This window comes from Paenibacillus ginsengihumi DSM 21568 (assembly GCF_000380965.1).
In the GTDB taxonomy this organism is placed as follows: Bacteria; Bacillota; Bacilli; order Paenibacillales; family NBRC-103111; genus Paenibacillus_G; species Paenibacillus_G ginsengihumi.
In genome coordinates this window covers 1-15113 of record NZ_KB905640.1, presented here as the reverse complement: position 1 = coordinate 15113, position 15113 = coordinate 1, and the positions used below count along the sequence as shown (strand labels likewise).

Here is a 15113-nt window from a genome sequence, read left to right as displayed (position 1 = left end):
TGGCCTTCGCCGATACAACCGCGGCTCGGCTTCCTCTTGTCCCTTTCGGGTTGATATTTTCACGATGCGGCAGGATTCACTTGATGTTACGGCCTGCAAGTTTGCTTCCTTCCGCCTTTTGCGGAATTTTTCACAGGGCTTCAGACGCCGGATTTCTCCGACGCCTGCCTGCTAGCTACGGGGCAGCTTGGCCTTTACCCCGACCGGACTTGCACCGGTTAGTTATGCCTAGCTTGGCTAGGCGCGCGTTGTACAAAATACAACATTTGCTAACTCTATTGAAAATAGCCCGGGTCAAGGAGCCAAGGCCCAGAGTCCAGAGCCTAGAGTCCGCAGTCCATCTTCATCTTCTGATGGCGCTGCGTAAGCCGCCTAAGCCGTGTTCTTTTCAACATTCTTGTGCTCCCGCCGAAGCTTCCAATCTCTAACGCTTGTGACAAACGCTATTTTGCTGAATCGGGCACTTTTTAAAATGTAACGAAACTGAGGAACGCTATTTGGGCAGAAACACTGAATCTGGAGCCCAAAATGCCAAATAAGACTGCTCACTTGCGTTCAAATTTCATATCGAGCGTTTTGAGGGAAATAAGCTCTCTGGTTAGCGTTAGCCTGGCAAACAGCACCCAAACAGCACCCCAGGCTAGCGAGTATATGAAGAGAAGCTTCGCTCGAGCCCCTTCATCAGATGAGCGGTTGCGCTTAGAGCGGCAGTATTCTCGGAGTGCAAAGGTTTAGCCGGCCTGGCCGGGGCGGGCGTTTGCCTGGTGCAGAAAGACACGCTTCAAATTTAACACTTTAACGCTTTATCGAAACCAATCTTTCTGGCAGCTTTTCCGGCAGCGCTGAGAAAACTTTGCCTTCGGATGGCCCTTTATTGTGCAAATCTACACTTTACTACTGTGACAGAGATAGTCAGCAGCCGCCGCGACCCGAAGCGGTCATCGTGACATACACGTCGTACAGCAATCGCCAACCGAGACGGTCACGGCATCCAAATACAGCCGGCCCTTCTCTGCGGATGCCCGGTCCGCCGCATCCGTGTAACCGCTTACCCCTGTCAATTCGCCGTGCCTTCCCACGAATGTCCCGGCCGGTCCGGCAGCGATCCAATGGCGCTCAACGTGGCTGGACGGCATGCGCTCCCGCTTCACCAGCTCCGGCGAAATGGCCAGCACGAGCGATCTCTCGAACCCGCCGGCATGACCGGGAACGCGCCCGAGCTCCGGCGCTCCCGCCGCTTCCAGCGCACTGCGGGCGATGCTCCAATAGGAGGCCGCTGCCGTCCATACCGGATGGCGCACGGCCAAATCCTGCGCCGCCTGGTGCATCATGGGCTCATTGCCGCCGTGTCCGTTCAAAAAAATGATTTTTCTAAATCCATCCTTCACCAGACTCTCTCCGATATCCGTCAGCATGCGCCAATAAGTTCCGGAGGTGAAGGACAGCGTGCCTCCGAAAGCGAGATGATGCTCCGAACAGCCTACCGCCAGCGTCGGGGCCAGCAGCAGCTTCGCTCCCCTTGCTACGGCGCGCTCGGCGGAGCGATAGCAAACTTCGCGGCAAATCATGCGGTCCGTGCCGACAGGCAGATGAGGGCCGTGCTGCTCGACGGCGGCCAGCGGAACGACGGCGGCATAACCGCCCCGGGCCATGCTGCGGGACGAATCCCCCCTTGCCCGGAAACGAACACTATGGATTCCGTGGCAATAGCGGAGGAGAACGGCTTGCCGCTTTTGAACGGGGTAACGACTTCCTGCTTCATTCATCTCAGCCTCCTGACCGGATTCGGAGAGTAAGGAAAATGCAGTTCGGGCGTAAGGATCGTGCTGCCGTGGACGAGAGCTTCCATAGCCCGATTAATGAGCACGCTGGAATACAAAATGCGTTCGGAAGGAATGGGCTCCTCTCCTGTGAGCAGAAACCGTTCGGCCATGCGGGTGAACGTATCGAAATGGGCAAACGGCCTTTCCTGCCCGCTGAGGCATGCTGCCGACACGAATTCGTCTTGCCCGGTGCGGAACAGGTATCGCCATCGCTCCGTCAGGCCGTTCTGCTGAATGACGTACCCTCTGCAGCCATCCTTGTAATCGACGATAAAAAGAACCGGAGGGAACAGCTTTTGCGGATGAGGCACCTCTTCAGGACGAAACGCCTCGCGCGCAAAGCGCATCAACTCATTCGGACGCCCGCGCTCCAGCGCCTCCCAGACCGCTTCGCCCCGCAGCGCCGTAATCGCCGCAATGCCCGTCTCCCCGCCGTTTCGCCGTTCCGCGAGCGCCTGCAGCAGCTCCAGCGCATGGTAGCCGTAAGCTTCCACCTCATTCGAGAAGCTGATCACGAGCCATTCCTCCGCTTCGCCGAGCAGCCGCCTGTCGTAAGCGGGCTGCGTTTCGACATGCGGGATGGACGAGCCGCCGAAGAACGGGATGCCTCTGCGCCTAAGCTGCTCGTAAATCCACAGCGAATCGTCCAGCCTCCAGGCCAAAAATTTGTCCGAAAAAATCGGCACGCGCACGTTCAGTTCATCCAGCGTCTGCAGCGTTTCGTCCATGAACCGCCTTCTCGGATATCGTTTGCGGCCCAAGCTGTCCAACGGATAGTCCCCATGCTCGCCGATGATGACGATGCCGTCCAGCCCGGAGCGCTCTGCAGCGCAGCAGATCGTGTCGCGGATCGTGCCGAAGACGGGAATGCCCCGTTTGCCGGCTTCCTCCCTGCTCTCGTCGTTGGACGGCGTTTGATCCGTATAGAGCGAGACGACGTCCAGCCCGGAGCGATAGCCGAACCGACCGAGCAGCCGCCCGACAATCATCTCCGCATGGGAATTATGGCGATACTCGGTGACGATGGCCGCAATGCGCTTGCGGTATGGGGTTCCCACTGTGTAGCCCGCTCCGATTTCTGCGGCTGAGCGGACTACCTGCATAGCTCGAATCCTCCGGTCACCGGATAATGCGCTCCTGTGACATAGGTTGCAGCGTCCGACAGCAACAAAGCGGCGACTTCGTTGATTTCGTTCGGATAGCCGCTGCGGCCGGCCAGCGTCAGCCGGCGCATCGTTTCATTGAATTGCTCGCCGGCCTGAGCCAAAAAGCTCTCCGCCTTGAAATCGCCCGGCACGATGGCGTTCACCCGAATCCCTTGCGGAGCCAGCTCCACGGCCGCCACCCGGACGAGCTGCTCCACTCCCGCTTTGGCCGCGCTGTAGGCCGCATTTTCAACGACCGGGACTCGGCTCAAAATGGACGAGGTCAGCACGACCGAGCCTCCCCCTCCTTCCGGCCCCATCAGGCGGGACGCGCATCGGCACATGAGAAAGCTGCTCGTAAGCGTGCCGCGCAGCGTATCTTCCCATTCCGCAAGAGACTGCTTGGCGATTGGCGCCGTCTTGTTCGTATAGGCATTATGATAGACGCCGTCCAATCTCCCCCGCTGCGCCTCAATCCAGCGCTCCAACCGCTCCAGATCGTCTTCGCGGGTTACGTCCGCCTGCAGATAAGCGATCCGGTCGCTGCCATACCGCGTCTGCAGTTCTCCGATATCCTCCGCTTCCTCGACAGACTTCAGATCGCAGGCGACGATGCTTGCGCCCCGCTTAAGGAACAGCCGAACCGCCGCTTGCCCCAGTGCTCCCAAGGCGCCAGTTACAAGAATCGCCTTTTGGTGAAGCTGACGCTGCATTGGATTCATGATCCGCCTCCTTTTCGCCAAAATCTACTGGAGTAAAATCTGATTGTCTAACTACAATTTACTCCAGTAAAATCTCGGCCGTCAAGGATTATTTCTGAACGAGGCTATGATGGGGCACAGAAAAAGGATGGCCTTCGGAGCGAACCGGCCCCCCTCTCTGCCCCCTGACTGCCCACGGCCCGACCAAGGACGCCTCGCCACTCTCAAAGTATTCATCCTTCGGCGGTCGTATTCATCTTAAGCCCTCATATTCCCATCGTCAACGGCGGCTATTCCGTGTTCATATTCGGGTTGCTTCTTCTTTATTACGCCATTCAAATAACCGACATGGAACTTAACCGTGGAATAGCTGGTGAAATCGCCAGCGCCCATGAGTTCAAAAGTTGGCAAACCTTTTTCATACCGCCCATTAAAAACAACAAAGCCTAATTGCTCGCCTTCGTCATTATTGAAAGAAAGATTTGCACCTAAATGACCATCAATATTCATTTGCCATTGACCAGTAACCTTGGTACGATCTCCGTCCCATGTAAGAATGAGATTCCCTATTTGAACGTTCGGCTCTTCGTTGCTTAGCGACTCCATTCAACTCGAAGCTCGACGGGCGGCCTGTCCCAGATTGGGTCAAAAGCCGCGACAGCCGGACTCGGCCGACGCATCCCGCGAAGGCGCCCAAAGGCAACCCTGGGTTGTGAGAGCAGGGTTGCCTTTTGCTTGTCATGGCGCTTTAGGACGATATTGCGCTGCCGACCGCTTCCGCATGACGGAGCAAAATGTCCGCCGCAGCCGCCGCGATATGCTTGCCTTTTTGCGCCTGCACCTCGTTCATGAAGCTTCTTAGATTGCCGCGCTCCAGCTTCTTGAGCAGGCTGTTCGCAATGCCGCGGTTGCGGATGTCTCCTTGACGGTGCAGCCGCTTGACCAAGGCTTGCAGATCGCTCAGGCTGGTCTTTGTCCGGAAGGTGGCCACAGCGCTTGCCGTGTTGCCAGCAAAGTCAGTCGAGCTCACAACGAGCGTATGCTCCCCTAACGGCAGCGTGTACAGAGGGATCGCCGCACCCGGCGTTACCGCACGGCCGTCCAGCGTCATCGCCGTCTTGCTGTGGTCGACGCCCGATACGGCATCGAATAACGTAACCGTTGGCGTGAAATCGGCCGAGCTATACACGGCGTCCGGCACGGATACCGCGATCTCGGGCAGCGATCGGTCGATGCGGAAGGAAGCTGTCTGGGCTGCTTCCCGGTTGCCCGCAGCGTCCGTCGAGCGATAGCGCAGCGAGAGCTCCCCTTCCCGCTCGAGCCGGATCGGCCCGGTATATGGCTGCCAATGATCCTCATCCAGACTGTACTCGGTCAGAACGACGGCGGACTGGTCGTCCTCGGCGGCCAGTTCGACGGTCACCGGTTGTACGAACCACCCGTTCAGCCCGTCGGGGGCTGCGGGCGCGTTCCACGCCGTCGTGCTCGGAGCCGTCGTATCCTCACTCCCCGCAGCAACGTCCGGCAGCACCGGCATCATGGTCGGATCCCAGCCGTCCGTCCCCCGCATCATCCGATGAACGGTATATTTGTTCGCTTCTTCCGGCGTCAGCTGTTTGGACCACGGCACCCGATTCGCCGGATCGGCGCCTGTTCCGGTGTTGTTGTACTCGTAATATTTGGCCGTTTCCTCGTTGCTTGGCCGGCCCCAATTGTGCCAGCCTGCGCGGTGAACGAGCGAATCGAGCTGCGAATTCATAAAGACCACATGGGCGAACGGCCGCCAAGGACGGCCCAGGTATACATCGGCCAGCCCTTCGCTGCCGGTAATCGTGCTGTTAATGAACAGATAGCCGTATTCCTGCTGCTCCGGTGTGCTGGCCGCCGTGACATAACCGCCGGACCGCACATTATAAATAACGCTCGAATCGAAGACAGCAATGGACGGCCCGTAAATAAAGTCGACCGCGCCTTCGATGTAGCTGTTCTTCACATAAATGCGCTTGTCTGCGTTATGAGTGAGGAGCGTATCCTGGTAGCCGAGCATCCGGACGTTGTCGAAGTAAGCCCTGTCCCCTAGAACGTCCATGGCGTTGGCCGCGCCTTGCGTGCCGGCGCCGTTGGCGAACGTAATATTATGCGCCGTAAAATCATCCGATTCGACGTCGAGCGTTCCTTCGTTGAATCCGGTGCCGGTAATGCCGGTGTACGTGATGACCGTATGTTCCTTGCTTTCGCCGACCAGACTGATCGCATGCTTCGTCTTCGGCACGATGACCTGCTCCTCGTACGTGCCGTTTTTGACATAAATGATCGTCCTGGCCGTATTGCCCTCAGGGATCGAATCGATCGCCGCCTGGACGGTGTCGAACATCCCGCTGCCGTCTTGGGCGACGACGATGATCGAAGCCGGCGACGCTCCTTGCGGATACGAGCCTACGCCTTCGCCGCTGCCGTTGACCGAATGGACGGAATAGTAGTAGGTCCGGCCTGTCGTCACCTTCGTATCCTTGAAGTAAGGCTGCTGAAGCCCGGAGGCTATGGCCGTGTACTGCCCATCCCTGGATTCGGATCGCTTGACGGTATAAGAGGACGCTTCTTGCACCGCCGGCCAGGCGAGCTCGACCCAGTCTTCTCCGGCTTTCAGGCGAATGTCGCTCGGGGCTGGCGCCGTCCCTGCCGGATACGGGATGACCCGGACTGACTCGGAGTTCGCGCTCGATGCGATGTCATTATGCGCGGAGACGACATAATAGTACGCGGTGCCGTTCGCAAGCCCGCTGTCCGTGTAGCTGCCTCCGGTCACGCCGTCGGCGACGACCGTGTACGGTCCGCCATTCACCGTGCTCCGCTTCACCTGATAGCTCGCGGCCTCCGCCGATGCGCTCCACGTGATGACAGCGGACGCGTCGCCCGCAGCAGCAGCTACTTCTCCCGGAGGCTGGAGCGGAGCCGCGGGACGAACGATGATCGGTTCGGAATCGTCTCCCTCACCGGCCACGCTCGTTGCCGATACGACGTAAGTATATACGTTGCCGTTGGTCAGCCCGCGATCGCGAAAGAACGGCTTCCCGACACTGCCGACCGCAACATACGGCTCGCCGGGCCCGTCGCTGCGCTTGACCGTATAAGATACGGCATGCTCCACCGGCTGCCAGGCCAGCTCGGCCTGGGTGCTGCTCCCCGAGCCCGTCAGTCCTGCCGGCGCCGCCGGCTTCACCGCGCTTGCGGAAGGCGTCACGCTCACCTGGTTGGACGGGCCGCTTTCGCCCAATTCGCCCACTGCGGTCACCACATAATAATACGTTGTTTCGTTGACTACCGACGTATCGGTGTAGGTCGTCGTCGTCGCGTCGATCCCGGCCGCCACCGTTTCGTACGGACCTCCGTCTATCGTGCTTCTTTTCACGGTATAGGTCAGCGCGCCGCTCGTCATATGCCAGTCCAGCTGCACCTTGCCGTTGCCCGGGACGGCCCTCAGCCCTTTCGGCGATGCGACGGGCTCCACATATACTTTTACATTGTCCACATACAACGTCCCCTTCCCGGTGCCGGGAGTTCTTGCGAAGATCGCGGAACCAAGACCGAGCGTCCTCATATCGTCGCGGAGCTCCACCTGCTCGGCGGCCAGCACATCGTTCACATAGATATCCATCCGGTTCGCCGCAGCGTTGGCAACGACCTTCAGATTGTGCCACGCATTGTTCGCCGGCGGGTCGGCAAGCTTCACATCCTGGCCGTTTTTGTTCTTGTACACGAGCGTATACGTATCCTCCGGCGCCGGCAGCTGCGGCTTGCGCACCTCGACCGAGATGGGCGTCTTCGTCTCTCCCGGGTCCTTCACCTGAAGCAGCACTGACGTGCCTGGCAGCGAGGGCGACATAAAATCCGCCTCAATGACGACCGTGCCCGTCTGCTTCGGAAAATGAACGGCGAAGGACGTGTTGCCGGGAGCGTTATCGTATACCCGCAGCGCCTTGGCGGAAGGATTGCCCCGCGAATCCGGCGGCACCTGGACGACGCTGACCGTATGATCGGCATCCTGCGGATCGGGCGAGACGATATACCCTTCCGGCGCCAAGCCGATCTCCAGCGATTCGTAATCGTCGTCAATAAAATACAGCGTGTCCGCCTGGCCGGTCGGCTTGGCGCTGACGACAGCGGAGTCAAAGCTTGCGCCGTGCTCGTTCACCGCCGTAACGGTGTAGTAATATGTCATGCCGGGAGTAAGGCCGGTGTGGATATACGTTAACTCCGTCACTCCTGCGGCGATCGGAACGAACGGGCCGGACGGCGACGAGCTGCTTTTGACCGTATAGCTGTCGGCTGCGGGAACCGCTTGCCATGACAGCACGGTCTGCTTCACGCCAGGCATCGCCGCAACATTCTCCGGAGCGGTCGGAAAATCGCTCGGCAGTGGTGTTATGACCACGTTGGAAAAGACGGAGACATTGTATTTCTCGATTTCATTGTTCCCCTTCGAGGCGTCTGCCGCCAACCCGACATACGCTGTCTCGGGCAGATCGACGCGAACGGAACCGACCGTCTTCCACTGAACGCCATCCGGAGAGACAAGCGAGGTGAACTGATCGCCCAACCGGACAAGCTTGATCCAATACGGCAGCTGGAATTCTTCCTCGGGCCGGATGCTGGAGACCTTTCCGCCCTCCGCGTCCCGGCTCAGCGTCACGCCTCTTTTGCCGGTACGAATATAGGGAACCATCAGCGAAGCGAACGGCGAGCTCTCGCCAAGGCTGGCGCGGAACATCACGCCCGCTTCCGCTTCCTCGTTCGTCGGGGTCATGCTCTCGAGCTTGGCGACAATCTCGGCGTTCCCGCTCACCTCCTGATAAGCAAAATGAAACGCATCCGCCGTCCCGCCGATATCTCCCGCCGACTTGAGCGTAACATCGCCGGGGCTTGCGCCTGGCTGCGTATGACCGGGAATACCGGGAACGCCTACATCGGCCGAAGCCCAAGGCGCAATGCTGCCGGCCGTATTGGCGTGAACGGCGACGCTTGTCGAATGCGTCGATGTGCCGGTATTGTCGATCGCCTTGACGACCAAATAATGCGTGCCGTCCGGCACATTTTCCCACAGCAGGCTGTACGGCGCCGAGTCATCCTCCCCGATCTTTTCGCCATCCCGGTAAAACTCCACCTTCTCGATAGCGCCGTCCGAATCCGTCGCAGCCGCTTCGATCACGACGTCCTCTCCTGCCTGCACAATGGCGTTGTTCGCCGGGGACGTAATCGCAGCGGTCGGATTGCTCGAGCCGTTCCCGACGATGGAGTTCAGATACCGCTCCAGGTTCGTGTACCCTTCTTCATTGGTGAAATTGCGGTCTTCCGGATCGTTCGGGTCCAGTTGATGCAGCAATTCCCATTCGTTTGGCATGCCGTCGCGGTCGTCGTCCGCCAGCGGCGAGACTGCCTGCTCGAACTCCGGGTAACCCCCGACCTCGTTCTGGGAATTGATATGCGTTCCTGTGCGATGGATGACATCGCTTACAATTCGGGCATCGACCGCATCCCGTTTCGGCAGCGTCGCACCGGCGCGTTCAAGCACGGCCGCATAAGCCTCCTCGGCAGTTTGGGTCGGAAGCGGATTCGGGAAATCGACTGGCGCGTCCAGCTTGACATAATCCGGGTATTGGTGCACGCCCGCCCAGTTGTCTGCGGTGAACTCCGGATAGCCGTCCATGATATTCCCGTCAATGTAATAGCTGCCGGTCGTCTCCGCATTCATGAAGCGGATCTTTTCCGTTGCCGGGCCCGGTTTGTAGTAATTGTTGACGAGATTGGTGACCGCTCCTTTCCCGCCGTAGGAAGCAAAATGCCCCCAATTGTACACGACATTGTTGCGGAAATCGTGCGAATTGCCGGCCGTGCTGTCAAAAGCCGGATTGCGGCTGGAGTTGTGAGCGAACAGGTTATGATGAAAGCTCGTGTTTTTGCCGCCCCAGATGCCGCCGTATCCGTGCCTGCCTTTCGCATGCCGGCTCATATGCATCGCGTCGGCTACAATCGACCACTGTACGGTGACGTTCTCGTTCCCGTAGACGCTCATCACTTCGTCAACAGACCAGCTGAAGGAGCAGTGGTCGATGATGATATTTTTCCGGTAGCGCCCTCCGAAGGCGTCCGCCTCGGTCACATTCGCGTCGCCAAGTCGGAAACGCATATAGCGGATGATCAGGTTGTCTCCATTGAACGTCGTCGGATAGCCGGCAACCGTAATCCCTTCGCCCGGGGCCGTTTGCCCGGCAATGGTCAGATTGGAGCCTGTAATCTTCAGCGGAGATTCCAGGTGAATGGTGCCTCCTACCTTGAAGACGATCGTACGGTTGCTGCCGCTAACGGCGTCCCGCAACGAACCGGGACCGGCATCGGCCAGTGTCGTCACCTCGTACACTTCGCCTCCGCGTCCGCCGGTCGTATACTTGCCTCCGCCTTCCGCGCCGGGAAAGGCCGGTATTGGCGCTGCCACCGGTTCAGCATTCGTACTCGCCGCTGTCACGCCGTCGATAGAATCGGCCAGCGTCGGTTCAGCCGCCGTGCTCCCTGCCGCCATTGCAACGCCCAGGCTTGCCGCTGTCGGTCCGGCGCCGAGGTTCGATGCTATCGGCCCAGAGCCGGGATTCGCTGCTGTCGATCCGGCGCCGGGACTTGCCGACGCTGCTGCTCCCGGATACGCAGCCGCCCCGCTGCTGAAGCTGGTGCAGAGCATGGCCGCAGCCAGAACCCGGATCAAATGCTTCTTCAATCCATTCTTCTTCATACTCATCCCTCCTTGGCATCGTAACGATCTCATTCGGCCGCTTCCTGGCAGTGCTTGTCGCGCGCATCCCTCCTTCGGGCTCGCCGCTTCGCAGCGCATTCCCTCTTTGTTCCATCCCCATTGTAAAAAACGAACCGCTGCTCTTTCTATCGGATTCTTTGTTCTTTTTTTGCTCAAAATTGTACTTATTTGCTCTTTTGGATGGTTGTCCCGAATGTCTCTGCCGTAGAGAACGGAAAGCAAGTACACCGCCTTGGCAGCGATCCAGAAGCGAGCCGCAAGCAAGTCGCAGATCACGGCATTCTTCCGCAGCCCCCTTGGCAGACCATCAGTTTGAGGCCATTGTTCCGTTCTCCCCATCCCCCAAAATGCCGCGCCTTCCTTGATCCCATTCAGCCCTAGCTGCTTTTCGTACTTGGCCGCAATCCGTGCCCCATGTTCATCCTTCGTCGTCGGTCGTCGCCTGCGGTGTTGAAAAATCAGCTTGTAGATAAATCTGATTTTTCAAGATAGACTCCCATGCCGCTGGCGCGGCACCATCAGAAGATGAAAACGGGCCGCCCGCCCTGGGACTATTTTCAAGATAGAGCAAATGTTGTATTTTGTACAACAAAAACGGGGGAATAAACCAGTATTGAGGCTCATTGTTGTAGAAAGTGCAACATTTCGGGCGAAATTTCCGGGTTTGCAGCCAAACACGCCCAAATTGTTGCACAAAATACAACATTCCCCTGCCTGCAGTACGTAGGATACGAAAAATGTTGTATTTTTTGCAGGATTCGTCGCTTCATGTGCCTGGGTGTGCCAGGGGAGGGGCATCGCGGAGTTCAACGGCCACCGACTAAGTGTTCCCGGTCGCAACAGGATAGATTGGCGCGATCAGGGGATCATGGCCTTGCCGAAAGCAAGGTTCAGACTGTTTCTTGGTGCAAAAGTTCACACTTCGCTTTAACGCTTTATCGCATTTATTCTATCCGCATGAAAAAACGGCCCTTGCGCAAGAGCCGCTTCTTTATTCTCATTCCTCTTCGATTAATCCCATTCAGCAATTTCGCTAACTCCCAAACTGTCAATCCGTATGCTTCCTCCGCGCTGGATGCCATCCGCCGCGTATTTCCCGAAGCGCACATCGTCGAATTGACGAAAAGCTATCGTTTCACCTATGAAATTTTGCAATTTGCGAAAAAACGATCGTCCCGAGTGCGCGAATCGAGCCGATCGAACGGCACGGGGAGATGCCGCGCGTTGTCGCATGCCGGAACGAGCAGAAGCAGCTGGATAACATTCGGCGCATTGCGGCTGAATGGCTCGGTTCGGGCGAACAGTCGATCGGCATCGTCTGCAAAACACAAGATGTGGCGGAACAGGTTTACCGGAATCTTCAAGACGTAGCGGAACGCGTATGTCTGCTTGACTTTCGGAGCGAAAGATTTCCGGCGGGAATCGCGGTCACGACGGCGCATCTGGCCAAAGGTCTTGAATTCGACGGCGTCAGCGTGCCGTTTGCGGACGCGGACACGTACCGGTCGGAGCTGGACCGGCGGCTGCTGTACGTCGCGTGCACTCGCGCGATGCACCGGCTGGCTGTGATGCATGTCGGCGAGCCGGCGCCGTTTTTGAGCGGAGGCGGCCCATCGGTGTAACGGCGGCAGGCCGCCCTGTCTGCGAATGCTGACAGCTTGTATGTCAGGATGATTTGCCGTGCTCCCCTCGCCGCGCGCCGCGCTCGGCTCCGACCGGCCGCCCCTGCAGCTGAAAGGCGATCAGGCTGATCACGGCCAGGCCGGCAGCGAATGCTGTGAACAGCCACGTCGCCTGGCTCGCTCCCCATCGATCCAGTCCCCAGCCCGTAACGAGCGGCAGGATGGCGCCGCCAACGCCGCCGGAGGCGATCAGGATGCTCGGCGTCGATTCCTCGCTGCCCGCAAGCAGCTTGCTGGCAAAGACGAGGGCGATCGAGAACAGGCCCGACATGAACAAGCCAAGCAGCATAATAACAGCTAGCGCCGACCAGACCTGTCCCGCGAACGGGAAAACGGCCAGCAGCGCCAGCGTGAAGAGGCAGCTGACGAGTACATACACGCGGTAATGAATCTTCTCTGCCACTCCCCCGGCGAAGAGCCTGCCGACCGACATCGCAATCCAGAAGCAGGTGATGCTGAGGGCCGCAGTATCTTCGGTCATGTCCAGCCTTTCGATCAGAATCGCAGGCATGAAATTGGCCAGACTCATTTCGGTCCCGACATACAGAAAGAAAAAGACGATAAACAGCGCAAGAATCCCGAGCGCGCCGCCCCGATACGGAAATGCCGATGCGCCGGCCTGCCCTGCCCCGGATGCCGCAGCAGCCGGGCCTTTGGCATCCAGCGCGGCATCGGCCTCGCCGAACGAGCTTTTGGACCAGAACAGCAGCGTGACGAACGAGAACAGCGACACGACGAAGAAGGAAAATCTCCACCATTCCTGCGCAATGAAGCCGCTCGCGATCATCGGCATCACCATCGCTCCCAGCCCGAAAAACACCTCAAGCCGGCTCATGGCCACCGCCGTATTGTCCCTGATCGCCGCGATAATGATCGTGCCGATAACCGCTTCGATCATCCCGAAGCCGAATCCGGCGGCGACCGCGATCACGTACATCCACTCCCATGGCGGCAGCAGCGTGTACAGAAGCTCGGCCGTCGTCAAGAGCCCCGCGGCGATCAGCAGCCCGCTTCTTTTGCCGAAGCGGCGGCTCAGCCAGGGAGAGCCGAGCACCCCGGCCAGAAACCCGGCGAATTGGGTAAAGATCAGCATGCCGCCTTCGCTGTACTCCCGGCCATAATGTCCCAGCATTACCGGGAGCACCGAGCCCAGCACGACATGCGCCAGACCAATCAGAAAATAAGATAGACAACCTATCCACAATAACCGCTTCATAATGTACTCCTTTTTGCAATGGACATTAGGAGGTATTATAAACCATTTTTCATAGAGATGAAAGGAGTACTCGAGACTATTACAAGACTATAATCAGAAGCTTTTGGCGACCATTAGGTATAAAATAACGACAGGCAGCAGCGTGGCCGCGATGCCGAAGACGGCCCAGGAGCGGGAAGCGCGGCGATACTCCGCGGAGATGCTGCCGCTGTCGATGCATTGCGCGCTGCTCCGGATCATGCGGCGCTGCAGCGGAATGAGCACGGCCAGCCAGATAACACCGGACACGGCGAATAATATCAAAGACAAGGTCAGCCAGTTCAGCCCCATGAGCGGCAAGCCGGCTCGGACGGCCATGACGATGCCCGAGACGATGACGAGCGCAAGGCCGGGGAGCGTAAACACATAATCCGCAAGCATCACATTACGGACCGCAGAATGGATTTGCACCGGATGATTCGTCATATCTGCCCGCATTTTCCAAAAGGCGGCCGTAATGATATTCCCGACAAACAGCACGACGCCTGCTACATGCAGCGTAAGCCACAAATTCATGTTCCATCTTCCTTTTCTTGTTATTTGGATTTTAACGTTTCGGTAATCCAGGCAATAAAATCCGGAGCCTTGTAAGCGGCCTGAACCATAGGAATCGTGGAGCGGACGCGCAGCCCGATCATCAGCAGGACGAACATGTCCGCCGTCTTGGCGGCGTCGACCGATGACGGAATCACGCCGTGACGCTGGCCGATCTCGATCCATTGCCTGGACAAATTGACAGACCGCTCATAATACTTCTTGAGCGCTTCGGCCACGACCGGCTCCTCTTCCTTGCCGAGCAAATACATCAGCACCTTGTTCGTCACGTCCTGCTCCTGCTCCAGCGCCGTGATATTGTCCGCGATTTTGCTCATCGGCTCGTCGAACGTCCGGCGACCCTGCTCGATCTCGTTCATAAACCGTTCGTTCGTCTCCTCCAGCTGCTCCTGCAAAACCCAGACGAAGATTTCGTCCTTGCTCTTGACATAATGGAAAATAGCGCCTTTGGACAAGCCCGACCGTTCCATAATGTCCTTCATCGTGATCGATGAGCAGCCTTTCTCCCGAATCAGCGCTTTGGTCGTCTCCAGCAGCAGTCTCGTCGTCTGTTTCCTGCGTTCCTCGTGCTTCACTATTCTTCCCCCTGCAGTTGACTTATGAGGCTATTATAATATACCGACCATCGGTTTGTAAATGAAAAAGCATCCTTCCGCTCGCGGGGTGCCGGATGCCATGGTCAAGTCAATTTGACCAGTTATAACGCCGATGAGGCTATAATAGTGCACGAAATACAACATTTTCCCTTTCAGTGAACGCAGCCGGGATGGATCGCCCGGTATTTTCCGAGAGCGCTGCGAATATGGTGCATTCAGCCAGTCAGGGACTGCCGCGAATGATCAATCTGATTTGCAGCCAGGCGTTGTATGAGGCCGAAGCGAAGGGGCACGAAGTGATTGAAGAGGTGTAACCGCTAAAATAAAATTAACAAGAAACACGAAATAATCTTGAACACGAATTCCCTGATTCTCCCTCACCCGATATAATCAAGCTGGAAATTCATCAGTGTAGGGTGAGGAGAATGAAATCTGCGGAAAGGTGGCCTATGTACATCAAAATCTATCAACTGAAACAGTTGGGGCTCAACGTTTCACAGATAGCCCGCAAACTGAACATTTCTCGAAACACCGTGTACAAATATCTGAACATG

Annotated in this window: 11 protein-coding genes; 2 read left to right on the top strand and 9 right to left on the bottom strand. The window is 57.8% G+C overall.

All coding sequences use genetic code 11. The annotated features are described in order from the left end of the window. Positions 1-938 precede the first annotated feature (938 nt). The 6 genes from F591_RS29105 to F591_RS30970 all read right to left on the bottom strand — a co-directional run bounded on the left by F591_RS29105 (position 939) and on the right by F591_RS30970 (position 11177). On the bottom strand, positions 939-1766 hold the full coding sequence (locus F591_RS29105) for a creatininase family protein (protein ID WP_245581132.1): 828 nt from the start codon (positions 1764-1766) through the stop codon (positions 939-941). Next, on the bottom strand, positions 1763-2926 hold the full coding sequence (locus F591_RS0125275) for a hypothetical protein (RefSeq protein ID WP_019537379.1): 1164 nt from the start codon (positions 2924-2926) through the stop codon (positions 1763-1765). The genes F591_RS29105 and F591_RS0125275 overlap by 4 nt, the downstream gene beginning before the upstream one ends. Next, positions 2917-3690 carry an SDR family NAD(P)-dependent oxidoreductase gene (locus tag F591_RS0125270; protein ID WP_019537378.1) on the bottom strand — a complete coding sequence of 258 codons (774 nt, stop codon included), beginning with the start codon at positions 3688-3690 and terminating at the stop codon, positions 2917-2919. The genes F591_RS0125275 and F591_RS0125270 overlap by 10 nt, the downstream gene beginning before the upstream one ends. Positions 3691-3927: 237 nt before the next feature. Then, entirely contained in the window at positions 3928-4275 is a 348-nt protein-coding gene (locus F591_RS29100) for a hypothetical protein (RefSeq protein WP_040742548.1), read from the bottom strand. Between the two features lie 142 nt (positions 4276-4417). Further along, positions 4418-10450: a pectinesterase family protein gene (locus tag F591_RS0125260; protein WP_019537376.1), complete on the bottom strand. Its 6033-nt coding sequence runs from the start codon at positions 10448-10450 to the stop codon at positions 4418-4420. 439 nt (positions 10451-10889) lie between these two features. Further along, a complete protein-coding gene (locus tag F591_RS30970) occupies positions 10890-11177 on the bottom strand; it encodes a hypothetical protein (protein ID WP_083935620.1) in 288 nt (95 codons plus the stop codon). A gap of 508 nt (positions 11178-11685) precedes the next feature. On the opposite strand from F591_RS30970, the gene F591_RS0125255 reads away from it, so the two are divergent. Continuing rightward, positions 11686-12093: an ATP-binding domain-containing protein gene (locus F591_RS0125255; RefSeq protein WP_019537375.1), complete on the top strand. Its 408-nt coding sequence runs from the start codon at positions 11686-11688 to the stop codon at positions 12091-12093. Between the two features lie 43 nt (positions 12094-12136). Here F591_RS0125255 and F591_RS29095 read toward each other — a convergent pair whose 3' ends face one another. The 3 genes from F591_RS29095 to F591_RS0125240 all read right to left on the bottom strand — a co-directional run bounded on the left by F591_RS29095 (position 12137) and on the right by F591_RS0125240 (position 14538). Then, positions 12137-13369, bottom strand: a complete 1233-nt coding sequence (locus F591_RS29095) for an MFS transporter (protein WP_019537374.1) — start codon at positions 13367-13369, stop codon at positions 12137-12139. Positions 13370-13462: 93 nt separating this feature from the next. Next, on the bottom strand, positions 13463-13924 hold the full coding sequence (locus tag F591_RS0125245; RefSeq protein ID WP_019537373.1) for a DUF2269 family protein: 462 nt from the start codon (positions 13922-13924) through the stop codon (positions 13463-13465). A 20-nt stretch (positions 13925-13944) separates the two neighbouring features. Then, entirely contained in the window at positions 13945-14538 is a 594-nt protein-coding gene (locus tag F591_RS0125240) for a TetR/AcrR family transcriptional regulator (RefSeq protein WP_019537372.1), read from the bottom strand. Positions 14539-14984: 446 nt separating this feature from the next. Here F591_RS0125240 and F591_RS29090 point away from each other — a divergent pair. Continuing rightward, the coding region (locus F591_RS29090; protein ID WP_040742550.1) for a helix-turn-helix domain-containing protein at positions 14985-15113 on the top strand (129 nt) is incomplete at its 3' end.

Bases quoted from the DNA above. Each gene is read 5' to 3' on its own strand.
- F591_RS29105 (WP_245581132.1), bottom strand. From the start codon at position 1,766: ATGAATGAAGCAGGAAGTCGTTACCCCGTTCAAAAGCGGCAAGCCGTT.
- F591_RS29100 (WP_040742548.1), bottom strand. From the start codon at position 4,275: ATGGAGTCGCTAAGCAACGAAGAGCCGAACGTTCAAATAGGGAATCTC.
- F591_RS29095 (WP_019537374.1), bottom strand. From the start codon at position 13,369: ATGAAGCGGTTATTGTGGATAGGTTGTCTATCTTATTTTCTGATTGGT.
- F591_RS0125260 (WP_019537376.1), bottom strand. From the start codon at position 10,450: ATGAAGAAGAATGGATTGAAGAAGCATTTGATCCGGGTTCTGGCTGCG.
- F591_RS30970 (WP_083935620.1), bottom strand. From the start codon at position 11,177: ATGTTGTATTTTGTGCAACAATTTGGGCGTGTTTGGCTGCAAACCCGG.
- F591_RS0125270 (WP_019537378.1), bottom strand. From the start codon at position 3,690: ATGAATCCAATGCAGCGTCAGCTTCACCAAAAGGCGATTCTTGTAACT.
- F591_RS0125255 (WP_019537375.1), top strand. From the start codon at position 11,686: ATGCCGCGCGTTGTCGCATGCCGGAACGAGCAGAAGCAGCTGGATAAC.
- F591_RS0125275 (WP_019537379.1), bottom strand. From the start codon at position 2,926: ATGCAGGTAGTCCGCTCAGCCGCAGAAATCGGAGCGGGCTACACAGTG.
- F591_RS0125245 (WP_019537373.1), bottom strand. From the start codon at position 13,924: ATGAATTTGTGGCTTACGCTGCATGTAGCAGGCGTCGTGCTGTTTGTC.